We start from the raw sequence: 21,110 nt of genomic DNA on the forward strand, positions 1-21,110 counted from the left end.
CCCCGACGGCTTCAAACAAGCATTTTAGTGATCAATGATCACTGTGGAAGCCCCAATACCCAGCTTCCCTTGGGTAGGCCTATGCCAATTGGTGCACGTGGGGCTGTCCCGCAACCGGGCTACGGCCCTTCAGCACATATCCTGCCCGGATCGAGCCGATGTAAAGGTCCCTCAAATCGGCCCCACCCCAGGTGATGTTGGTCGGATGATTGACCACCTCGCCGGACGGATCGTCGATGACGGTGATCACCTCGAACGCCGGTGTGATCGCGACCACCTTGTTGGCGGCCGGCAGGCAAACCCAGAGGTTTCCCTCGGCGTCCATGCCCACGCCGTCGGTATAGCCAAGTTCGGCCATCGCCACCTGCGCGCCCCCCGGCTCCTGCAGCTTGCCGAGCGCTGGGCCATAGCGTTCGCCCGGCCCAAGCTTGCCGCCGGGCAAGATCGCGAACCGCATCACGTCCGCGCCGCTAGTCTGGGCGCAGAACAGAAACGCCTCGTCGGCGGACAGCGCCATGCCGTTCGGAAATCTCAGGCCCTCCGCGACGATCTCGGATGACCCGTCCGGCCGCAGGACGAAGATGAAGCCGTCATCGCGACCATCCAGCGCCTGAGGCCAGGTCTCGGCATGGGTGGAATTGGCGCACCATATGTTCCCCGCGCGGTCCATGACCGGATAATTGGCGGAAGTCAGCCGCTTGCCGCCCACCTCAGCCACCAGGGTTTCATGCTGGCCGGTCGCCGGATCGAACCGCTGCAGCGGTCCCTCTTCGCGGTCATAGATGCCGAAGTTGGCGATCAGCACGCGGCCCTGGCGATCCATATTGATCCCGTTGGGCGCGCCGCCCTTGGGGCCCATACGCTTGAACGACCCGTCGGGCAGGATTTCAGCGACTGCGCATTGGTGGTCGGACGCAAAGACCCGGCCGTCCTTGGCTACGACCACGTCCTCGGGTCGATCAATGCCGACGGCGACCTTGGTGAAGTCGCCGGGCGCGATGGGCTGGAGCGGCATGGTTTCCTCGGGCTTTTCTTTTCAGCTTGGCCCGCCCGAACACGGTTCGACAAGAGTGCTCGGCCGCCATCGGCGCAGAATCGCGACCAGCCTTCATCTCCAGCGGCCGGAGCCGCCCGCCGAACTCGCCCTGTCAGAACTACACGCCCGTGGTCGGGCCAATCCCCTTGCCGTCCTTTGGGAAATTCATGAGGCTCTCGCGGTCGCTGCGCTCGCGACGTTGTCTTAGGAAGTTGGCGGCTTTGGTGACCAGGTCTTCGGCCTCATGTCCGATGCGTTCGATCGGGGTCTCAGGCGGGGCTGTCACGATTTCCGGCTGATAGCTCTCGATGTCGTGGAGAAGCTCGACGAATTTCTCATCGGCGGGCGTACCATGCGCCGGAGGGTGCTCCAGCAAGTCCGCGACCCGCTGCAAGGCTGCCTCGAAGGACGCTTGGTCTTTGATCATACGCTGCTCCTGTCGTTCCACGCCTGCTGACCGCTGCGTGTAACAAGGCAAAGCCTGAAGGCGCGCTCGAGTTCCGCGATCATCAGAAGCCCGGCCCGACCAAGCCGTCAAATGTTCGCGATAGGCTTACGCGCCAGCGCCGCCTGCGCCTGCCGGTCAGGAACGCTCCGCAGTCGCCGGCGTCCGCCCCTTGCGAACCAGCCCCGCGCGCTCTAAAGCCCGAGGAACGAACCCGGAGCTTTCTTCATGACCGCGATCCTGACCATCCTCGTCTTCCTCGTCGTGATCGGCGGACTGAACTACTTCGAATTCGGCCGTCTCGACTAAGATCGCCTTGGCGGACACCTCGCGTGGCGCGGCCCTCATCACCGGGGGTTCGCGCAGGATCGGGCGAGCCCTAACGCTGGCCGCCGCCGACGCGGGCTTTGATGTCGCCATCCACGTCCGCACCATCGACGATGACGCGGAGGCCGCCGCGGCCGACGTCCGCGCTCGCGGCCGCAAGGCTTCGCTCCACGCCTGCGACCTCCGCCACGAAGGCGCCACCGCACCGTTGGTCGCCGAGGTCGAGTCCGAGCTTGGCCCCGTCACCCTGCTGGTCAACTGCGCCTCGGTGTTCGAGGACGACTCCTTCGCCAGCATGAACCGCGCCTCGTGGGACGCGCATCTCGAAACCAATCTGCGCAGTCCGCTGGTGCTGGCCCAGGCCTTCGCGCGGCGCCTGCCTCCAACGCGCAACGGCCTGATCGTCAACATCCTCGACCAACGGGTGCTGGCGCCCTCGCCGCATTTCTTCAGCTATTCGCTCTCCAAGAGCGCGCTTTGGGCCGCGACGCAGATGCTGGCCAAGGAATTGGCGCCGCGTATTCGGGTCAACGGAATTGGCCCGGGGCCGACCCTGCCCTCCATCCACCAGCAGGACGCCGACTTCATCGACGAGGTCGCCACCACCCTGCTGAAACGGCCCGTCGACCCGACCGAGATCGGGCATGCGCTGCGCTACCTCATTGACGCCGCGTCAGTGACCGGCCAGATGATCGCCGTGGACGCCGGGCAGCATCTGGCCTGAGCGGCTTCCAGCATCAACGGAGCGCACTTGGTTCTCCCACTGCAAGACAACTCGTCCGAGGTCCCGGTTCCTGAAGTTCAGGGGCGCGTGGTCATGACCAAGATCTTCGTCACCGGCCTGAAGGTCGAAGCAGAGATCGGCGTCTACGCCCACGAGAAGGGCCGCGCCCAGCCGCTCGTCGTCGATGTCGAGCTTGACGTTCCGACCGCGGGCGCCTCGCGCCTGGCCGACACGGTGAACTACGAGACCATCGGCGAGTCCGCCCGCGCCATTGTGGCCGAAGGACATATCCAGCTGGTCGAGGACTTCGCCGAACGCCTGGCCCGCGCCTGCCTGGCCGACGGCCGGGTTATGCGCGCGCGGGTCCGCGTCGAAAAGCCCCTGGCGCTCGCGCCCCACGCCGCCGCCGCCGGGGTCGAGATCACCGTCGTCCGCGGCTGATTCCTTGGCGATTTCGCACACGATCCGGCTCTCCCCGTTCCAGGCGCCCACCGTCTGGACCTTGGAAAATGGCGATGTCGTCGAGCGCAAGGGCTCGCGCGTGCGCCGCTTTCCCCTGACCCAGCTTAACCGCGTGACCCGCGCGGGCCGTGGCGCGACCCTGCACTTCCACCGCCGCCGCCTGACCATCCCGGCGTTCAGCTACGGCGAACACCTGCGGCCTGAGGATCACACCGCCTCGTTCGAGGCGTTCATGGATAGCGTAGCCGATCTAGCCCCGGGAAGCGGCGTCGGCCCGCCGACCGCCAATGGCGAGGCGGTGCTGTGGATCATGGGCATGATGGCGATCGGCGCGATCGCCGTCCTGTTGGCGGCGGGACTGGCGGGCGCTTGGCTGCTGGGGGTCGCCCTGGCCTGCCGACTGGTCTTCGTCGCCATTCTGGGCGCCGCGGTGCTGCCCTGGCTCTATCGCAAGCCCAGCGCGAAACGCGGATGAACGCGATTTAAGCTGGCAATCGCGACAATCGGGGCCACATTTCAGTCAGACCTTTCACTGGGAGACTGAATTGACCGAGACCCAAACCGCCGTTGTGACGCCCGAAGACCGCACGCTGCCAGCCGTGGTCTATGGGCTTTACCTGTTGGGACTGGTCAACGGGCTCACCATCTTGGTGGGCCTGGTGATCGCCTACATGAACCGCGACACCGCCGGCCCGCGCATGCGGACCCACTACACCTTCCTGATCCGCACCTTCTGGATCTCGATCGCCTGGTTCGTGATCGCCGGCCTCCTCGTCCTATTCGGCGGGGTGCTGTCGCTGGTGCTGGTCGGCATTCCATTCCTGATGCTTGGCCTGTTCATCTGGGGCGTCGTCGGGATTTGGTTCGCGATCCGCTGCGTCGTCGGCCTGGTCTATCTGTCGCAAGGCGAGGCCTATCCCCGTCCCGACACCTGGTTGATTTAACGGCAAAGGCCGCGTCGTTCGCTTGATCGGGCGGCGCGGCGACTTGTCTCTGTCTGGAGCGGGAAGTCCACCTGGACCTCCGGTCGAGCTTGCGGCAATCAATCCCCGTGTCGACGCGATGGGGGCGACGGCGCGGGGGGATTCGTGGCGGACCTGGGGTCGGCGCCACCGCCAAAAGCAAGGCGACGCCAAAAGGCGCCGGAGGGGCGAATCCCCCCAACCACTTTCAAACTGAATATGAGAAAGGCCGCCCGTCGGAACAGGCGGCCCTGTTCTTCTAGGCCGCGACCAGCTCGCGACGGACCATGCGAGCATAGTCATCCATCAGGCCGAGCGAGAGCTCGCCCGGGGTGAAGGTATATTCGCCGATCTCGGCCACGGGCGTGACCTCGGCGGCGGTGCCGACGACGAAGCACTCGGTGAAGCCCGCAAGCTCCTCCGGCTTGATGTGGCGTTCGATGACCTCGACGCCCTTGCTCTTGGCGAGCGCGATCACCGACTGGCGGGTGATCCCGTTCAGGAAGCAGTCTGGGGTCGGAGTATGGAGCGCGCCGTCCTTGACGAAGAACACGTTCGAACCGGTGCTCTCGGCGATGTAGCCCCGATAATCGAGCATCATTGCGTCGGTGTAGCCGGCCTTCTCGGCGGCGTGCTTGGAGATCGTGCAGATCATGTAGAGGCCGGTGGCCTTAGCGTGAACCGGCTCGGTTTCCGGCGACGGGCGCTTGTACTTCGCCCAAGTCATGCGGATGCCCTTGGCGCGCTCTTCCGGCTTGAAGTAGCTCGGCCAGTCCCACACCGCGATCGCCACGTGGATCTTTGTGTGTTGGGCCGACACCCCGATCATCTCCGAACCGCGCCAGGCGATCGGACGCAGATAGGCGTCGGTCAGGCCGTTCTTGGCGCAGGTGTCCTTGCAGGCCTGGCCGATCTCGGCCACCGTGAACGGGATTTCGAAGTCGAGCATCTCGGCCGACTTGAACAGACGCTCGGTATGCTCGGTCAGCTTGTAGATCTCTCCCCCATACATCCGCTCGCCTTCGAACACCGCCGAGGCGTAATGGAGGCCGTGGGTCAGTACGTGCACCGTCGCCTCGCGCCAGGGCACGAACTGGCCGTCCAGCCAGATCCATCCGTCGCGGTCATCGAAGGGCAGTAAAGACATGAGGGAAAGTGCTCCTTTCAACAGGGCCCTCTTACAGACCCCCGAGCCGGCCGCGTCAAATAAAATGGATTGCAAAACGTAATGGCCGCCGCAGATCCAAGGCTCATTCTGCGCGACGAAGAGCTCGACGCAGGGCTTGAATTGATGATGCTTGCGGAGGCTGCGTTATGGGCCGGGGTTGATGCTGGTCTGGCCGCCGAAAGCCTTGGCCTTGGCCGATCTCATTGGCGCGCGGCCTTCTTGTTGAAACGCAGACCGGGCGTGGGTGTCCAGGAACTCGCGCACCTGACCAGTCTGTCCAAGCAGGCCGCCAGTCGCATTCTCACCGACCTGGAATCCAAGGGGCTGGTCGAAAAGGTCGCGGGCGATCTCGACGGCCGCCGACGCGCGGCCAGCCTTACCGAGGCCGGTCAGGCGTTCGAAGAGCGGATATCCGAACGCTTGCGCGGCCAGCTCGCCAGGTCATATCGCGTAGGCGGCTTGGACGGCGTGGCCGGCGCCAGGCAGATCCTTTCGGCGCTGGCCGGCGGGCGAATGAAAAGCGGAGGCGCCTGATGGCCGTTGCCGAAACTCCCGAGCGTCACCTGCTGGTCGTCGACGACGACGACCGCATCCGCAGCCTGCTGAAGGAATATCTCAGCCGCAACGGCTTCCGCGTGACGGCCGCGCCCGGCGGGGCCGCGGCGCGCAAGTTGATGGAGACGCTGGATTTCGACCTGGCGGTCTTCGACGTGATGATGCCGGGCGAGGACGGCTTTTCGCTGACCGCGTGGCTGCGCGAGCGCAAGGGCGCAGCCGGTCGCACCCCGGTGCTCATGCTGACGGCGCGAGGCCTGGCCGAGGACCGCATCGAGGGCCTGCGACGGGGGGCCGACGACTACCTGCCCAAGCCGTTCGAGCCCGAGGAACTGCTGTTGCGCATCGAAGCCATCCTCCGGCGTTCGCATGCGAGGCCCGCGGCGGGGAACGGCTCGATCTCGCTAGGGGTTTGCCAGTTCGACATCGAGCGAGGCGAGCTTAGCCGCGAAGGCGCGCCCATCCGCCTGACCGAGGCCGAGGTCGCGCTGTTGAAGCGCCTAGCCCGCAGTCCGCACGAGCCCGTTGATCGGTTGGAGCTGGCGCGTGAGACGGTCGATCCGTCGGGACGGGCCGTCGATGTCCAGGTCACCCGCCTGCGCCGGAAGATCGAGAGCGATCCAAAGGCCCCGCGTTATCTGCAGACCGTTCGCGGTGTCGGCTACCTGCTAGCGCCTGATTGATGAAATTCCCGCGCCTCCTTGAGCCGATCCATATGCAGCGGCTGATCAAGCGCAGCCTGCCGACCTCGCTGTTCGGCCGCTCGCTGCTGATCATCGTGCTGCCGGTGGCGCTGATGCAGATCGCCGTAACCTGGATCTTCTTCGACGCCCATTGGCAGACGGTCACGGGTCGGTTGTCCGATGGGCTGGCGGGCGAAGTCGCCTGGGCGGTGGAAAGCTATGAGGACGAACCGAACTCCAGCACCATGGCCAAGCTGGCCGACCGAGCCGAGAAATCACTAAGTCTTTCCATCGCCCTGCAGCCGGGCAAGGAACTGCCCGCCCGCCGACGCACCAACACCTTCGCGGTCGTTGACCGGTCCCTGGAGCGGGCGCTGTCAGAGCGGTTGGACGCACCGTTCTGGTTCGACACCACCCGCTACCCCGCCTATGTCGACATCCGGGTGAAGGTCGACCAGGGCGTGATCCGCATCCTGGCGCCGCGCGACCGGGCCTTCGCCACTCAGGGCCACATCTTCGTGCTGTGGATGGCCATGGCCACCATCCTGCTGACCGCCATCGCCATCCTGTTCATCCGCAACCAGACCCGCACCATCGAGCGGCTGGCCTCGGCCGCCGACGCGTTCGGGCGCGGAATCGACGCCCCGGCCTTCAAGCCCAGCGGCGCACGCGAAGTCCGGCAGGCCGCCCACGCCTTCCTGGCGATGAAGTCGCGCATCCAACGCCATATCGACCAGCGGACCGCCCTCCTGGCCTCTGTCAGCCACGACCTGCGCACGCCGCTGACCCGCCTGAAGCTGGAACTGGCGATGGCTGAGCCCAGTCCGCGCAACGCCGAGATGAAGCGCGACTTGGCCGAGATGGAGCACATGATCGACGAGTACCTCGCCTTCGCGCGCGGCGAGGGCGGCGAGGCGGTCGAAATCGTCAGCCTGAGATCCCTGATCGACGAAGTCAGCCAGGGGGCCTTGCGGGCAGGCGCCAAGGTCAATGTGACCGTGGACCCGGAGCTCATCGCCAAGGTCCGCCCCAATGCGTTGAAACGGGCGCTGTCGAACCTGGTGATGAACGCAGCGGCCCACGGCGAGAACATTGAGGTCAGCGCCTCTCCACGCCTAGCCGGCGGGGTGGAGATCATCGTCGATGACGACGGGCCAGGTATTCCGCCGGACCGCTACGAGGACGCCTTCAAGGCCTTCAACCGGCTCGACGAATCCCGCAATCAGAACGCCAAGGGCGTAGGACTCGGCCTGGCCATCGCCCGTGACGTGGCGCGCAGCCACGGCGGCGACGTCACGTTGGACCGATCGCCGCAGCGCGGCCTGCGGGCTATAGTCCGCCTGCCCGGATAGCAACGTTCATCGAGACTTCACACGCCGTCGGCAAAGCTTGCCGAAGAGAAAGGGAGACAGTCGCATGAAGCTGGTACATCTCGCCGCCGCCACCTTGGCGTTCGCGGCCCTGGGTTCAACGGCCTATGCGGCTGATCCGGTCGAGGGCACCTGGCTGGTCCAGGCCGGCACCGCCAAGGTCCGCGTCGCGCCCTGCGGCGGCGACAAGGCCAAGATGTGCGGCGTTGTCGTCTGGATGAAGACGCCGAACGACAAGGCCGGCCAACCGATGAAGGACTTGAACAATCCTGACGCGGCCATGCGTGGCCGCCCGATCGTCGGCCTGACGATGATACGGGACTTCAAGCCGGCCGGAGCCGGCAAATGGGCCGGCGGAAAAATCTACGACCCGTCCAGCGGCAAGACATACGGCTCCAAGATTAGCGTCAATCCGGACGGCACGCTGAAGGTGGAGGGCTGCATCACCGTCGTCTGCCAGGCCCAGACCTGGAAGCGGTCGAGCTAGCCACACACAGTCGTCATCCTCTGGTCAGCCGCAGGCTGATCCAGGGGACCCGCGCTGATTTCGCAAAATGTGGAGGGGCCGCTTGGGTTCCCCGGATCGTCTTGCAGACGACCGGAAGATGACGAGCTGGCTGGACTAGCCGCCCAGTTCCTTGGACCGCCGCGCGGCGGCCGCCACCGCATCGCGCAGCAGGTCAGGCAAACCGCCCTGCCCCAGCAGCACCTCAAGCGCCGCCTGGGTGGTGCCGCCCGGCGAGGTGACTTGCTTGCGAAGCTCAGCCGGCTCTTCTCCACTGCGGGCGAGCAGAGCCGCGGCCCCGGTGATGGTGGAGCGGGCCAAGCGCGAGGCGTCTTCCGACGGCAGGCCGGCCGCGGCGCCGGCCGCCTCCAGCGCCTCAACGAAGGCGTAGAGATAGGCAGGCGCCGAACCGGAAACGCCGGTGGCCGCGTGCAGCAGTTCCTCTTCAGCCAGATCGACAGCAGTCCCCACCGGGCCGAACAGGGCATGCGCCCTGGCGCGCGCCTCGGAGCTCGCCGCATAGATACTGGTCGTGCCCTGGCCGATCGCCACAGCGGTCGTCGGCATGACGCGCGCCACGGAGCGCCCGCCAAAAGCCTGCGAAATATCGGTCGACTTCACGCCTGCTGCGATCGAGACGATCACCGCGTCGGGCGCCAGATGTTGAGCGACCTCGGCGGCCGCTTCACGCCAGATCTGCGGCTTGACCGCCAGCAGCACGGTCTTGGCGCGGGCCAGCACCTCGTCGGCCGGGTTGATCAGAGCGCCGGCTTGCGCCGCAGCCTCCACCGTCGGGTTGGCGTTCGGCTCGCGGATCAGCAGTTCGGAGGCCTGGAAGGCCCCCGCAGCGCGCCACCCGTCGATCAGCGCGCCGCCCATGCGGCCGGCGCCCAGCATCAAGATCGGCGTCATCGAAAGTCTAGGCCTCGCCGACCGTCTCGAACATGCAGGCGGCGATCGCATCGGCGGGCGACTTGGAGCCACCCACCAGGAAGTCGAAAGCCGGATAGAAGCGGTCAGCCGCCTCCATCGCCACGTCGATCATCGCCGCGGCCTGGGCGAGGCTCGGCCGCTCGCCGGTCATCAGGGACATGGCGTGGCGGAAGATGATCTCGCCATCGTCCCAGACCTCGAAGTGGCCAAGCCAGACACGCTGGTTCAGCGTCGAGACCAGTTCGAACGCGGCGGGGCGTTGCTCGGTGGTGACCTGCTGATCGATCGAGAGGCAGAGCTGAAGGCAGTCGGCTTCCGGCCGCCACGCAAACCAGAGCTCATAGTCCTTCCAGTCGCCGGCGAGGGTGAAGGCGAGATCGCCATCCTCGGTGCGGTCGAACTGAAGGTTCTCGGCCGTCAGAACGTGCTCGACAACGTCAAGCGGATCCAGGGTGACCAGGACGTCTTCGTCAGACTGAGGCGTGTCCATAAGACCGGCGGTCCTTTCGCAGAGGGCGTGGAGGCCGAGCGGGCCACCGAATCGCCTGCGATCTTGAAATTAAGCTGCTTCGCGCTGTGTCCGTCACCGGCTTCTTCGCCTTGGCGACCCACATTCGCGTGTTTGTCTCTAGTCTTTTTTGGCGGTCTTCTTCGGCGCCGCTGTTTTGAGCGTTTCAAGCTCTGCGCGCAGAGCCGCGATCTCCAGCTTCAACGCCTCGAATTCATCGCGGCGGATCAGGTCGAGGTCGGCGGCGAAGCGGTCGCCTTGGGCGCGAAAAGCCGCTTTCGCCTCTTCACCCGCGGTTTGGGCGAGGCCCATGGCGGCGTTGGTAAGCTTGGCGAATTCGTCCAGGAAGGGATTCTGGGTCTGCATAGCTTCCTATATGGCCCGCCAGGGGATGAAAGCGAAGGGCTTCTCGTCTAAACCCACAAGCGACGCTTTCGGAGACATCAGCCTTGCCGTTCCCCGACTTCGACCCGGTCCTTTTACAGATCGGGCCTTTTGCAATCCGCTGGTACGCCCTGGCCTATGTGGCGGGCATCCTGGTGGGGTGGCGCTATGTCGCGGGATTGATCAAGAATCAGGCCTTATGGGGGCCGCGCGGCGCGCCCGCCACCATTCCCCAGGTCGACGACCTGATCTTGTGGATCACGCTGGGCATCATCCTTGGCGGGCGTCTCGGCCACGTCTTCTTCTATACCCCGTCGCTGATCTTCACTGATCCTCTGGAGGTGGTGAAAGTCTGGAACGGCGGGATGAGCTTCCACGGCGGGGCGCTCGGCGTGCTGATCGCCGTCTTCATCTTCACCCGGGTCAACAAGATCGACGTCCTGCGGATCGGCGACGCCATCACCGCCGCCGCGCCGATCGGCCTGTTCTTTGGCCGCATCGCCAACTTCATCAACGGCGAGCTTTGGGGCCGGCCGACGGATGTGCCCTGGGCCTTTGTCTTTCCCCATGCCGGCATCATGCCGCGCCACCCCAGCCAACTCTATGAAGCGGCGCTGGAGGGCCTCGTCCTCTTCCTGATCCTGCGTTGGGCGACGCACGGGGCCAAGCTGCTTCAGCGACGCGGCGTCGTCGCCGGCATCTTCCTGCTGGGCTATGCGACCTTCCGCACCTTCATCGAGAACTTCCGCGAACCCGACAACTACCTCCCCAACTTCCCGCTTGGACTGACCATGGGGATGATGTTGAGCGCGCCGATGTTCATCGGAGGCGCCTGGCTGATCTGGCGCGGCCTGCGCGAGCCTTTGGCCACCGAGGCCGACGCCCCGCCGGCCAAGCCGCAAACCCCATGACGCTGCGCGATCGCCTGACGGCCCAAATCCGGGCCAGCGGGCCGCTGACGGTCGCGCAATATATGAACGCCTGCCTGCACGATCCTGAGTTCGGCTACTACGCCACGCGTCCGGCCCTAGGCGCGGGCGGCGATTTCATCACCGCGCCACTGGTCAGCCAGATGTTCGGCGAGCTGATCGGCCTTTGGGCGGTCGAGAGCTGGAACCGGCTCGGTCGTCCCTCGCCCTTCCGGCTGATCGAGATGGGACCTGGCGACGGAACCCTGATGAGCGACCTGCTGCGCGCCGCGCGGCTATCGCCGGAATTCACCGACGCCGCGGACGTCTGGCTGGTCGAGGTGTCGCCCCCGCTGCGCGATCGCCAGCGGCAGGTCCTGGGCGATCGGATATCCTGGGCCGGTTCGCTGGCCGAGGTCCCGGGCGACGCGCCCATCCTGTTGGTCGCCAACGAGTTGCTGGATTGCCTACCCGCCCGCCAGTTCATGCGTACCGAACGCGGCTGGGCCGAACGGATGGTCGGGCTGGATGAGGCGGGCGACCTCGCCTTCGGCCTCGCCCACACCCCGCCTCTACCTCGTGAGGGGCCAGTCGGCGCCGTCCTCGAACAGGCTCCCGCCCAGGCGGCCTTGGGCGTCGAACTCGCCACGCGGATCGTCGCCGACGGCGGTGCGGCGCTGTTGATCGACTACGGCCGCGCCACGCCCGGCTTCGGCGACACCCTGCAAGCCTTGCGCAAGCACCAGAAGGAAAGCCCGCTGGCGTCGCCGGGCGAGGCCGACCTCACCGTCCACGCCGATTTCCCGGCCGTCCTCGCCGCCGCCCACGCCCAGGGCGCCGGCACCGCGCAAATCCTGACCCAAGGCGAGTTCCTGGTGCGGCTGGGGATCGGAGCCCGCGCCGAGGCTCTGGCCGCGGCCCGCCCTGACCGCGGCGACGAGATCGAACGCCAACTTGAGCGCCTAGTCTCGCCCGACCAGATGGGCGAGCTGTTCAAGGTCGCCTGCATCCATACGCCGGGCTTCGTTCCGCCCGGATTTGAGGGCCTAACTTGACCGACCTGCCTGTGATCACCTCGCCCCTGCTCGATCTCGCGGGCGTTCAGCACGCCTTCTTCACACGCCAGGGCGGGGTTTCGACCGGCATCTACGAAGGCCTGAATGTCGGGCTGGGATCGGGCGATGCGCCAGCCGACGTCGCCGAGAACCGGCGCCGCGCCGCGGCCTATTTCGGCGTCGGCCCCGAGGCCCTGAACACCGCCTACCAGATCCATTCAGCCACCGCCCTAATCGCCGATGGTCCGTGGGGCGACGTCCGGCCGGAAGCCGATGGCGTGGCGACGAACCGGCAGAGCCTCGTCTGTGGCGCCCTGGCGGCCGACTGCGCGCCGATCCTGTTCGCCGACCCGAAGGCCGGGGTCGTGGCCGCCGCCCACGCCGGTTGGAAAGGCGCCCTGACCGGGGTCGCTGAGGCGACTCTCGACCAGATGCTCGCGCTGGGCGCGCGGCGCCCCGACATCGTCGCGGTCGTGGGTCCGTGCATCGGCCCCGCTTCCTATGAGATCGGACTGGAATTCCTGGAACGCTTCACAGCGGAGTCGCCTGGCAACGCCCAGTTCTTCACGCCGGGGGAGACGGCGGACAAGGCGATGTTCGACCTCCCGGCCTTCGTCCTGCACCGCCTTCGCAGCGCCGGCGTCGAGACTTGCGAATGGATCGGCCGCGACACCTGCGCCGAGGAGGACCTGTTCTTCTCCAATCGCCGGGCGTTCAAGCGCGGCGAGCCGGACTTCGGTCGCCTGCTGTCGGCCATCGCCCTGACCTAGGCCCGCCGCGCCTAGGGCACGACTGTCGTGAACAGGTAGACCGCAAAGATCAGCAGATGGACCACGCCCTGCAGCACCGTGGTCCGCCCGGTGCCCAGGGACAGGGTCGTGACGATCAGGGTGAGCATCAGCAGCACCATGGCCTTGGCGTCGAGGCCCAGCGACAGCGGCCAATCCATCACCAGCGAGACCACCGCCACGACCGGAATGGTCAGGCCGATGGAGGCCAGGGCCGATCCAAGCGCCAGGTTCAGGCTGGTTTGAAGCCGGTCGGCGCGGGCCGCGCGCACCGCGGCCAGGCTTTCGGGCGCCAACACCAGGGCGGCGATGATCACCCCGACCACGGCCTTGGGCGCACCGGCGTTGGCGACCGCCTGCTCGATGGTCGGCGCTAGCGACTTGGCCAGCAGCACGACGGTGACCAATGAAAGAACGAGCAGGCCGAGGCTGATCCAGGCGTCGAGCGTCGTCGGCGGGGCCGCGTGCGCCTCTTCGTCGTGCGCCTTTGGTCCGGTGGGAAGGAAGTAGTCCCGATGGCGCACGGTCTGCACCAGCACGAAGGTCCCGTAGAGCACCAGCGACACCAGGCCGACGAAGGCCAGTTGGCTGCCGGAATAGACCGGCCCCGGCGTGCTGGTGGTGTAGTTCGGCAGCACCAGGGTCAAGACCGTCATGGCCGCCAGGGTGGCGAGCGCTGCGCTGACGCCGGCCTGGCCGAATTTCTGCTCAAGATGGCGCGCGCCGCCGACCAGAAGGCAGAGGCCGACCAAGCCGTTCAAGATGATCATGATGGCGGCGAACACGGTGTCCCGCGCCAGCCCCGAAGCCGCCATGCCGCCCGACAGCATCAGCGAGACAATGAGCGCGACCTCGATGACCGTCACCGCGACGGCCAGCACAAGGGTGCCGTAGGGCTCGCCGATCTTGTGAGCCACGACCTCGGCATGGTGCACAGCGGCGAGCACGCAGGCGATCAAACCGGCGGCCAGGGCTATGTCGAACGCCCCGCCGAGTTTCGCGCCGAGCAGCAGGAGAGCGCCGACGATGGGCGAGAGCCAAGTCCAGGCCGGAAGTCCGATTTTGGGCATGACGCATCCTAAACGAAGCGTAGCCATGGCGCGAGGCGTTGGCGTGTCATTCATGCGCCCGCGACTCTGAGCCCTTGCCCCTGACCATGGCCCTGCTAAAAGCCCGCCGACACCGACACCATTGCCCCCGAGGGTCCGATGAAGCTGCTGGCCGGCAACTCCAACCGCGCGCTGGCCGAGGCTGTGGCCTCCCACCTGGATCTCCCGCTGACGCGGGCCCAGGTCAAACGCTTCGCCGACAATGAAGTCTGGGTGACGATCGACGAAAACGTCCGCGGCGAGGACGTCTTCATCCTTCAGTCCACGAACTACCCCGCCAACGACAACCTGATGGAGCTGCTGGTCTGCATCGATGCGCTGAAGCGCGCGTCGGCCAAGCGGATCACCGCCGTCATGCCCTACTTCGGCTACGCCCGGCAGGACCGGAAGACCGGGGGGCGCACCCCGATCTCGGCCAAGCTGGTCGCCAACCTGATCGAACGCGCGGGCGCCGACCGGGTCCTGACCATGGATCTGCACTCCGGCCAGATCCAAGGCTTCTTCGACATCCCCACCGACAACCTGCTGTCCGCGCCGCTGCTGGCGACCGACATCAAGGAAAACTACCAGAACCCCTCGGACATCATGATCGTCTCGCCCGACGTCGGCGGGGTGGTTCGCGCCCTGGCCGTCGCCAGCCGGCTGAATGCCGAACTGGCGATCGTCGACAAGCGCCGCTCGGGACCGGGCAAGAGCGAAGTGGCTAACGTGATCGGCGACGTCGCCGGTCGCCGCTGCATCCTGTTCGACGACATGATCGACGGCGGCGGCACGCTGTGCAACGCGGCCCAGGCCCTGGTTGATGGCGGCGCCCTGGAGGTGTCGGCCTATGTGACCCACGGCGTGATGTCCGGCGCCGCGGTCGAGCGCGTGAACAGCTCGGTCCTTAAGGAGTTGGTCATGACCGACTCCATCCCAGCCCCCGAGCGGGCCGGCGACGGCGGCAAGATCCGTTATGTGAGCTGCGACAAGCTGTTGGGCGAGGCTATCCGCCGTATCGCCAATGAAGAATCAGTCTCCAAACTGTTCGACTGATCCACAAGCTTGACCGCCTCACGGTCAAGCTTGGTGAATTCCCGTTAAGGATACACGGTCACATTCTCGCCCGTTCAAGGCGCTATGATTCGTGCCTATTTAATTGGGGAAGGCGCAGGATGATTTCCGCTTCTCGCGCGGGCCTGACGGCCTCCGCTATCGCACTCGCAGCCATACTGACCGCTTGCGCCGAGCCGCCCGCGCCAAAGTCGGCGCCACCGCCTCCGCCGCCCATCGCTCTCGCGCCGAAGCTGATCGAACAGGCCAGCGCCTATCGCTACTACATGGACAGGGCCTCGAAGATCACCCCGGCCTTCGCCGCTGGCCCGGATATCGCCCAGGCCCTGAAGGTCGGCGTTTCCTACGAACCGAAGCAGTTCCTGCAAGGCGCGATCGCCTATGGCGCGATCGTCGCGCTGCAAGATCCGGCCTTCGTGGCTGGCGTGCGGCAATATGCGGGCAGCCCGGCGCAACGCCAGGAAATCGCCTACGCCATCATGAAGGACCCTGCCTATGTGGTCGGGATCCAAGGCTCCAGCAGCGCTGCAGGCCTGGTGGTCAATGCGCTCGGCGCAGACGGCGCCTCGTTCTACGAAGCCGGCAAGACCGTGAAGCAGTCGGCCTACGACATTCAGCGCCAGTCCTGGTCCAAAGCCGACGTGGCCAGCCGCGACCTGCGCCTGTCCCAGGCCAAGTCCCTCAGCGCTACGCCGCTGGTTGGCGATCTGGCCGAGACTTCGCGCCTTCAGCAGGCCGCGACCGGCGGTCAGACCCTCGGCCTGACCGGCGCCCCCGCCACCCCGCCGTTCACGCCGGTGGTGATTCGCAGCCTCTCGATCGCCGCCCTCGCCATTCTCGGCTACGGCAACGAGACCAACATCGAGACGCTCAACGCCCTGATGGTCGAGCCGAACATCGCCTCGTGCACCAACCTGGCCAAGTTGAACCTCTATCAGTGCCTGGCAGTCTCCAAGCCGCACTACGAGGACATCTTCTGCCTCGGCCAGCACGCCATGATGGATACGGCCCGTTGCGTGATCAAAGCCTCCGGTCAGCCTGAGCCTTACGAGTACAAGTTCGTGCCGAAGGTTCGACCCGACGCCACCTACACCGTGACGCCAGTCAAGAAGCCGGCGAAGAAGGCCGCCAAGAAGTAGGTACAATTCATCGCCTGCGCCCGTTGCCACGGGCCTGGGTTTTGTGTATCTACGCGCACCTTTCGGCCCAAAGGGGTCGTTCCGTCGCCGCGCGGGTTATCGCGCGGCGGCTTCGTTTTGAGGCAAGGCCATGGCCGATATCATCCTGAACGTTGAAGTCCGCGAACGCACTGGTACCGGTGGCGCGCGTGAAACCCGCCGCGCGGGCCTGGTCCCCGGCGTGCTGTACGGCGGTGACAAGGATCCCGTGGCCGTCGCCGTGAAGTCGAACGAGTTCCGTAAGGCGCTCTACACCGGCAAGCTGCTGGGCCACCTGGTGACCCTGAAGTACGGCGACGAAACCCAGCCGGTCATCGCCAAGGCGATCGACATGGACCCGGTCACCGACGTGCCGGTGCACTTCGACCTGTTCCGCGTCGACGAGCACCAGCTGATCAAGATCGCCGTGCCGGTGCACTTCAAGAATCATGAAGCCTCGCCCGGCCTCAAGAAGGGCGGCACGCTGAACATCGTCCGTCACGACGTTGAACTGTCCTGCCCGGCCGACGCCATTCCGGAAGAGCTGGTCTGCGACCTGACCGGCCTGGACATTGGCGACACCATCCGTATGTCGGCCTTCGAACTGCCCAAGGGCGTCGTCGCCTCCCTGGACCGCGACTTCGTCGTCGCCACCCTGGCCGGCTCTTCGGCGTCCGCCTCGGCCGACGCCGCGGCTGACGATGCGGCCGCCGCCGCTTCCTCGACCAGCGAGTAAGCAAAGCGATCTCTTCTTCGCGGGGAGATCGTATGCTTGTCCTATCGGGCCAAGGAAATCCGGGAGCCCGCCATGCGGGCAACCGGCACAACATCGGCTTCATGGCCGTTGACGAGATCGGGCGCCGCTGGCGCTTCGGTCCCGAACGCTCTCGTTTCTCCTCCCTCGTTCGCGAGGGGGAGATCGAGACGCCGGACGGCGCGGTCCGCGCCCTGATCCTGAAGCCCCAGACCTTCTACAATGAGACTGGCCGCGCCGTGGCCGAAGCGCTCAAGTTCTACAAGCTCAAGCCCGCCGACCTCGTGCTGTTCTACGACGAGATCGACATGGCGCCTGGCCGCTTCCGCATGAAGACGGGCGGTGGCGCGGCGGGCAACAACGGCGTCCGCTCCCTCACCGCCCATATTGGCCCCGACTTTCGCCGCGCGCGGCTTGGCGTGGGCCATCCTGGGCACAAGGACCGCGTGCAGGGCCACGTGCTGTCGGACTTCCACAAGGTCGACCAGCAGTGGGTCGCCGATCTGCTGGCCGCCGTCGCCGACGCCGCGCCCCTATTGGCCGCCGGCGAGGACGAGAAGTACCAAACCGAGGTCATGCGCCTGGCCCCGGCCGACAAGAGCGACATCCCGCAGGGCCGTGGCTGACTGGCCTGACGACATTTTCTCCCGCGTCCGCTAAACCGGCGCCGACCCAATCCTAGAGGACGACATGGCCCTTAAAGTCGCCATCGTCGGTCTGCCGAACGTCGGCAAATCGACCCTGTTCAACGCGCTCACTCAAACGGCGGCGGCCCAGGCCGCCAACTATCCGTTCTGCACCATCGAGCCCAACACCGGCGACGTGGCGGTGCCCGAGCCGCGTCTGGACGCCCTGGCCGCCATCATCCCGTCCAAGGAAATCATCCCCGCGCGGATGAACTTCGTGGACATCGCCGGCCTGGTGCGCGGCGCGTCCAAGGGCGAGGGCCTCGGCAACCAGTTCCTGGCCAATATCCGCGACTGCGACGCCGTGGCGTTCGTGGCCCGCTGCTTCATCGACGACGACATCACCCACGTCGAAGGCAAGGTTGATCCCCTCGCCGATCTCGAGACCATCGAGACCGAGCTGATGCTGGCCGACCTGGAGAGCCTGGAGAAGCGGGTCCCCAATCTGGAGAAGCGCGCCAAGACCGGCGACAAGGAAAGCGCGCTGACGCTGAAGCTGGTTCAGACGGCGCTGAAGGAACTGAACGCTGGCCGCCCCGCCCGCAAGGCCGAGATCTCCGCCGAGGACGCCAAGGCCTGGCAGATGCTGCAGCTTTTGACCTCCAAGCCCGCCCTCTACGTCTCCAATGTCGACGAAGGCTCCGCCGCCGACGGCAACGAAATGTCGAACCTGGTGGCCGAGCGCGCCAAGCGCGATGGCGCAGACCACGTGGCCATCTCCGCCCAGATCGAGAGCGAGATCGCCATGCTGGACCCGGCCGAACGGACCGAATTCCTGGAGACCCTGGGCCTGGCCGAGCCGGGCCTGAACAAGCTGATCCGCGAGGCCTATCACCTGCTGGGCCTGCAGACCTACTTCACCGTCGGTCCGAAAGAGGCCCGCGCCTGGACGATCCACAAGGGCGACACCGCCCCGCAGGCCGCCGGCGTGATCCACACCGACTTCGAGAAGGGCTTCATCCGCGCCGAAACCATCGCCTACGAAGACTATGTGCGCTTCAAGGGCGAAGCCGGCGCCCGGGAAGCCGGGAAATTCCGCCAGGAAGGCAAGGAGTATGTCGTCCAGGACGGCGACGTGCTGAACTTCCGCTTCAACGTTTAACGCCGCCGCCTCCCAGCGGGAGGATTTCTATGAGCGGCGCCCGGCTATCTCCGTTGGGCGCCGCTGCGATCTCTGCTTAGCTCCCCGCCACAAACGGGAGAGACGCATGGGCGAGACGATCACCCTTCGGGGCGCGGACGGCTTCGAGTTTTCGGCCTATCACGAGCAGGCCTTCACCCCGCGCAAGGGCGGCGTGATCGTGTTGCAAGAGATCTTCGGCATCGACCGCCACATCCGCGCCGATGTCGAGCGCTGGGCCAAGGCCGGCTACGAGGCCATCGCCCCTTCCCTCTACGACCGCCGCGAGCGTGGCTTCACCGCCGGTCATGATCCCGAGGGGCTGACGGCAGGGGTAGCTCATGCGCGCGCCACACCGCTGGACCAGGCGCTGGGCGATATCGCCGCGTGCCGCGATTTCCTGGCCGCGCGTGGGAAGGTCTTCGTCGTCGGCTATTGCTACGGTGGGTCACTGACTTGGCTGACCGCCGGCAAGCTGGAAGGCATCGCGGCCGCCTCAAGCTACTACGGCAGCCTGGTGCAGGCCAACGCCGCCCTGAAGCCGCTCTGCCCGACCATCATCCACCTGGGTCACACCGATCCCGGCATCAAGGCCGACGAGGTGGAGGCCGCGGTCCACGAACACCACCCCGATGTCCCGGTCTACATCTACGAAGGCGCGGGCCACGGCTTCAACAATGAGAGCCCAGAGCGCTATGCCGAGGAGGCCGCCGACCTGGCGCGAGCCCGGACGCGCGAGCTGTTCGAGGCCGCCTGAACATGGGCGAGACCATCACTCTGAAGAGCAGCTTCGATGCCTTCGAGCTCTCGGCCTATCACGCCAAGCCGACCGACGCCCGGCGCGGCGGGCTGGTGCTGATCCAGGAGATCTTTGGCGTCACAGACCACATCCGCGAACTGGCCGACCGCTTCGCCGAGGATGGCTACGAAACCATCGCGCCCGCCTACTATGATCGGCTGGAGCCCGGCTTCGCCGCCGATTACGGCCAGGAAGCCGTAGCGCAGGGCGTGCGCTACTCTCAAGAGACGCCTTGGGACCAAGTGACCGGAGACACCCAAGGGGCCATAGACGCCCTCTCAGGGCCGGTTTTCGTCACCGGCTTCTGCTGGGGCGGCGCGGCGGCCTGGTTGGCGGCCTGCCGCTGCACCGGCCTCTCGGCCGCCTCGGCCTTCTACGGCCGGCGGATCACCGAGCTGAAGGACGAGACGCCGAAGGTCCCGATCATCCTTCACTTCGGAAAGACCGACGCCTCGATCCCGCTCGAGCGCGTGGAGGAAATCCGCGAGGCGCATCCAGACGTGCCCGTGCACCTCTACGAGGCCGGCCACGGCTTCTTCTCCGATCGCCGCACGGACTACCACGCCGACAGCGCCCGCCTCGCCCGCCTGCGGACCCTCGCCCTGTTCTCCAACAACGGCGGTGGTCGGAGCTCGATGTAGATGAGCGTCGACGTGATCGAGACCCTACGGCTGCGGCTGCGGCCGTTGAAGCACGACGATCTCGACGCCTTGTCCGCGATCACAAGCGATCCGTCGGTGATGACCTTCGTTGGCGACGGCGCGCCGCTAAGCCGGGCCTCGACCGCGGAATGGATCGCCAACGCCGCGCGGAGTCTTCCCGAGACCGGCTTCGGCAGTCGCGCCGTGGTTCACTGTGACACCGATAGTCTGATCGGCTGGGCCGGCCTTGTCTGGCGGACAGACGAGGCGCTTGTGGAATTGATCTACGGCTTTGGCCGTCAGTACTGGGGCCAGGGCTTCGCAACCGAGGCCGCGCGCGCGCTGGTCGAGGCGAACCCCACCTTGGCTATCGACGCTACCATCGACCCATCCAACGCCGCGTCGCGCCGAATTCTCGACAAGCTCGCCTTCGCGGAGGTCGCGACTGAGCTTGACGAAGATGGGCTACCAACACTGCGTCTTAGGCGGTCTCGGTAGGGTCGTTCGGCTCTTCGATCTGCTTGCGAACGTCAGGCACGGTTTCCAGCGCCCGCACCAGTACGGCCTGGGCCGCCAGTATGCCGATGCCGGCGGCGTAGCCGGAGAACACCCCGGCGGGATAGCGGCCGCCGTGACCGACCGCCCAGACCTGCCAGTAGATGAACCCCGCCGCCACGGCGAGCAGGCCCACGCCGGTCAGCACCGAGATCGCGGTCTGGCCAAACCCCGCCTGGTAGCTCAGCCAGACATAGCGAGCGAGCAGCCGCTTGAGGAAAGGGACCAGCAACGGCAGCGTCAGCGAGAGGAACATGATCAGCCCAGGCCAGATCAAGGTCCGCTGGATGATCAGCTCGCTGCCGCCGGGCAGCACCTGAAAGGCGTGAAGCACCGCCCCGACGTAAATCAGCGCGGCCGCACCTACGGCGACGTCCTGCATACGTTTGAAATCGCGCCACGCGCGCGTGAAAGCCATGCCCC

The 21,110-nt window shown here is 66.3% G+C and carries 27 protein-coding genes; 19 read left to right on the forward strand and 8 right to left on the reverse strand.

Annotated elements, in window-relative coordinates; all coding sequences use genetic code 11:
• Nucleotides 1–79: 79 nt before the first annotated feature.
• Both Q8M13_RS14965 and Q8M13_RS14970 read right to left on the reverse strand, forming a co-directional pair.
• A complete protein-coding gene (locus Q8M13_RS14965; protein WP_305300796.1) occupies nt 80–1,015 on the reverse strand; it encodes an SMP-30/gluconolactonase/LRE family protein in 936 nt (311 codons plus the stop codon).
• A 139-nt stretch (nt 1,016–1,154) separates the two neighbouring features.
• Nucleotides 1,155–1,463, reverse strand: coding sequence for a hypothetical protein (locus Q8M13_RS14970; RefSeq protein ID WP_305300797.1), 309 nt, complete (start codon nt 1,461–1,463; stop codon nt 1,155–1,157).
• Between the two features lie 334 nt (nt 1,464–1,797).
• Between Q8M13_RS14970 and Q8M13_RS14975 the strand changes: the two genes are divergently transcribed.
• From Q8M13_RS14975 to Q8M13_RS14990, 4 genes are all read left to right on the forward strand, one after another.
• Nucleotides 1,798–2,532 (forward strand): SDR family oxidoreductase, encoded by a 735-nt coding sequence (locus Q8M13_RS14975; RefSeq protein WP_305300798.1) that lies wholly within the window; start codon nt 1,798–1,800, stop codon nt 2,530–2,532.
• A gap of 93 nt (nt 2,533–2,625) precedes the next feature.
• Nucleotides 2,626–2,973, forward strand: coding sequence for a dihydroneopterin aldolase (folB, locus tag Q8M13_RS14980; RefSeq protein WP_305300800.1), 348 nt, complete (start codon nt 2,626–2,628; stop codon nt 2,971–2,973).
• 4 nt (nt 2,974–2,977) lie between these two features.
• Nucleotides 2,978–3,469: a hypothetical protein gene (locus Q8M13_RS14985; protein ID WP_305300801.1), complete on the forward strand. Its 492-nt coding sequence runs from the start codon at nt 2,978–2,980 to the stop codon at nt 3,467–3,469.
• A gap of 70 nt (nt 3,470–3,539) precedes the next feature.
• Nucleotides 3,540–3,938 carry a hypothetical protein gene (locus tag Q8M13_RS14990; RefSeq protein WP_305300802.1) on the forward strand — a complete coding sequence of 133 codons (399 nt, stop codon included), beginning with the start codon at nt 3,540–3,542 and terminating at the stop codon, nt 3,936–3,938.
• A 277-nt stretch (nt 3,939–4,215) separates the two neighbouring features.
• Here Q8M13_RS14990 and Q8M13_RS14995 read toward each other — a convergent pair whose 3' ends face one another.
• Nucleotides 4,216–5,103 carry a branched-chain amino acid aminotransferase gene (locus Q8M13_RS14995; protein ID WP_305300803.1) on the reverse strand — a complete coding sequence of 296 codons (888 nt, stop codon included), beginning with the start codon at nt 5,101–5,103 and terminating at the stop codon, nt 4,216–4,218.
• A gap of 81 nt (nt 5,104–5,184) precedes the next feature.
• Here Q8M13_RS14995 and Q8M13_RS15000 point away from each other — a divergent pair, with 81 nt between their 5' ends.
• The 4 genes from Q8M13_RS15000 (at nt 5,185) to Q8M13_RS15015 (ending at nt 8,219) form a co-directional block, all read left to right on the forward strand.
• Entirely contained in the window at nt 5,185–5,658 is a 474-nt protein-coding gene (locus Q8M13_RS15000; protein WP_305300805.1) for a MarR family winged helix-turn-helix transcriptional regulator, read from the forward strand.
• A complete protein-coding gene (locus Q8M13_RS15005) occupies nt 5,658–6,362 on the forward strand; it encodes a response regulator (protein ID WP_305300807.1) in 705 nt (234 codons plus the stop codon). Before Q8M13_RS15000 ends, Q8M13_RS15005 begins: the two co-directional genes overlap by 1 nt.
• Nucleotides 6,362–7,714 carry an ATP-binding protein gene (locus tag Q8M13_RS15010; RefSeq protein WP_305300808.1) on the forward strand — a complete coding sequence of 451 codons (1,353 nt, stop codon included), beginning with the start codon at nt 6,362–6,364 and terminating at the stop codon, nt 7,712–7,714. Before Q8M13_RS15005 ends, Q8M13_RS15010 begins: the two co-directional genes overlap by 1 nt.
• A 64-nt stretch (nt 7,715–7,778) precedes the next feature.
• A complete protein-coding gene (locus Q8M13_RS15015; protein WP_305300810.1) occupies nt 7,779–8,219 on the forward strand; it encodes a DUF2147 domain-containing protein in 441 nt (146 codons plus the stop codon).
• Nucleotides 8,220–8,354: 135 nt separating this feature from the next.
• Here the strand turns inward: Q8M13_RS15015 and proC are convergent, their stop codons facing one another.
• The 3 genes from proC to Q8M13_RS15030 all read right to left on the reverse strand — a co-directional run bounded on the left by proC (nt 8,355) and on the right by Q8M13_RS15030 (nt 10,044).
• Nucleotides 8,355–9,149: a pyrroline-5-carboxylate reductase gene (gene proC / locus Q8M13_RS15020; protein ID WP_305300811.1), complete on the reverse strand. Its 795-nt coding sequence runs from the start codon at nt 9,147–9,149 to the stop codon at nt 8,355–8,357.
• 7 nt (nt 9,150–9,156) lie between these two features.
• On the reverse strand, nt 9,157–9,660 hold the full coding sequence (locus Q8M13_RS15025; RefSeq protein WP_305300812.1) for a YbjN domain-containing protein: 504 nt from the start codon (nt 9,658–9,660) through the stop codon (nt 9,157–9,159).
• A gap of 138 nt (nt 9,661–9,798) precedes the next feature.
• Nucleotides 9,799–10,044 (reverse strand): accessory factor UbiK family protein, encoded by a 246-nt coding sequence (locus Q8M13_RS15030; protein ID WP_305300813.1) that lies wholly within the window; start codon nt 10,042–10,044, stop codon nt 9,799–9,801.
• Nucleotides 10,045–10,127: 83 nt separating this feature from the next.
• Between Q8M13_RS15030 and lgt the strand changes: the two genes are divergently transcribed.
• The 3 genes from lgt to pgeF are packed head-to-tail and all read left to right on the forward strand — an operon-like array spanning nt 10,128 to nt 12,795.
• Nucleotides 10,128–10,973 carry a prolipoprotein diacylglyceryl transferase gene (gene lgt / locus Q8M13_RS15035; protein WP_305300814.1) on the forward strand — a complete coding sequence of 282 codons (846 nt, stop codon included), beginning with the start codon at nt 10,128–10,130 and terminating at the stop codon, nt 10,971–10,973.
• Nucleotides 10,970–12,025, forward strand: coding sequence for a class I SAM-dependent methyltransferase (locus tag Q8M13_RS15040; RefSeq protein ID WP_305300815.1), 1,056 nt, complete (start codon nt 10,970–10,972; stop codon nt 12,023–12,025). The genes lgt and Q8M13_RS15040 overlap by 4 nt, the downstream gene beginning before the upstream one ends.
• Entirely contained in the window at nt 12,022–12,795 is a 774-nt protein-coding gene (gene pgeF / locus Q8M13_RS15045) for a peptidoglycan editing factor PgeF (RefSeq protein WP_305300816.1), read from the forward strand. The genes Q8M13_RS15040 and pgeF overlap by 4 nt, the downstream gene beginning before the upstream one ends.
• Nucleotides 12,796–12,806: 11 nt before the next feature.
• Here pgeF and Q8M13_RS15050 read toward each other — a convergent pair whose 3' ends face one another.
• The gene (locus tag Q8M13_RS15050) at nt 12,807–13,883 is read right to left on the reverse strand and encodes a calcium:proton antiporter (protein ID WP_305300817.1); all 1,077 of its coding nucleotides are present in this window, start codon (nt 13,881–13,883) and stop codon (nt 12,807–12,809) included.
• Between the two features lie 138 nt (nt 13,884–14,021).
• Here Q8M13_RS15050 and Q8M13_RS15055 point away from each other — a divergent pair, with 138 nt between their 5' ends.
• From Q8M13_RS15055 to Q8M13_RS15090, 8 genes are all read left to right on the forward strand, one after another.
• Complete coding sequence (locus Q8M13_RS15055) at nt 14,022–14,957, forward strand: ribose-phosphate pyrophosphokinase (RefSeq protein WP_305300818.1); 936 nt, start codon at nt 14,022–14,024, stop codon at nt 14,955–14,957.
• A gap of 119 nt (nt 14,958–15,076) precedes the next feature.
• Nucleotides 15,077–16,114, forward strand: coding sequence for a hypothetical protein (locus Q8M13_RS15060; RefSeq protein ID WP_305300819.1), 1,038 nt, complete (start codon nt 15,077–15,079; stop codon nt 16,112–16,114).
• A 130-nt stretch (nt 16,115–16,244) separates the two neighbouring features.
• Entirely contained in the window at nt 16,245–16,868 is a 624-nt protein-coding gene (locus Q8M13_RS15065; RefSeq protein WP_305300820.1) for a 50S ribosomal protein L25/general stress protein Ctc, read from the forward strand.
• Between the two features lie 32 nt (nt 16,869–16,900).
• Nucleotides 16,901–17,512, forward strand: coding sequence for an aminoacyl-tRNA hydrolase (gene pth / locus Q8M13_RS15070; protein WP_305300821.1), 612 nt, complete (start codon nt 16,901–16,903; stop codon nt 17,510–17,512).
• Between the two features lie 64 nt (nt 17,513–17,576).
• Nucleotides 17,577–18,674, forward strand: coding sequence for a redox-regulated ATPase YchF (ychF, locus tag Q8M13_RS15075; protein WP_305300822.1), 1,098 nt, complete (start codon nt 17,577–17,579; stop codon nt 18,672–18,674).
• Between the two features lie 106 nt (nt 18,675–18,780).
• Nucleotides 18,781–19,449, forward strand: coding sequence for a dienelactone hydrolase family protein (locus Q8M13_RS15080; protein WP_305300824.1), 669 nt, complete (start codon nt 18,781–18,783; stop codon nt 19,447–19,449).
• A gap of 2 nt (nt 19,450–19,451) precedes the next feature.
• Nucleotides 19,452–20,132, forward strand: a complete 681-nt coding sequence (locus tag Q8M13_RS15085) for a dienelactone hydrolase family protein (RefSeq protein ID WP_305300825.1) — start codon at nt 19,452–19,454, stop codon at nt 20,130–20,132.
• Nucleotides 20,133–20,630, forward strand: a complete 498-nt coding sequence (locus tag Q8M13_RS15090; protein ID WP_305300826.1) for a GNAT family N-acetyltransferase — start codon at nt 20,133–20,135, stop codon at nt 20,628–20,630.
• On the opposite strand, the gene Q8M13_RS15095 is transcribed toward Q8M13_RS15090, so the two are convergent.
• Complete coding sequence (locus Q8M13_RS15095; RefSeq protein WP_305300827.1) at nt 20,614–21,105, reverse strand: hypothetical protein; 492 nt, start codon at nt 21,103–21,105, stop codon at nt 20,614–20,616. The genes Q8M13_RS15090 and Q8M13_RS15095 overlap by 17 nt on opposite strands.
• Nucleotides 21,106–21,110 lie beyond the last annotated feature (5 nt).

Origin of the sequence: Phenylobacterium sp. (assembly GCF_030681155.1) — a bacterium.
Lineage (GTDB): Bacteria > Pseudomonadota > Alphaproteobacteria > Caulobacterales > Caulobacteraceae > Phenylobacterium.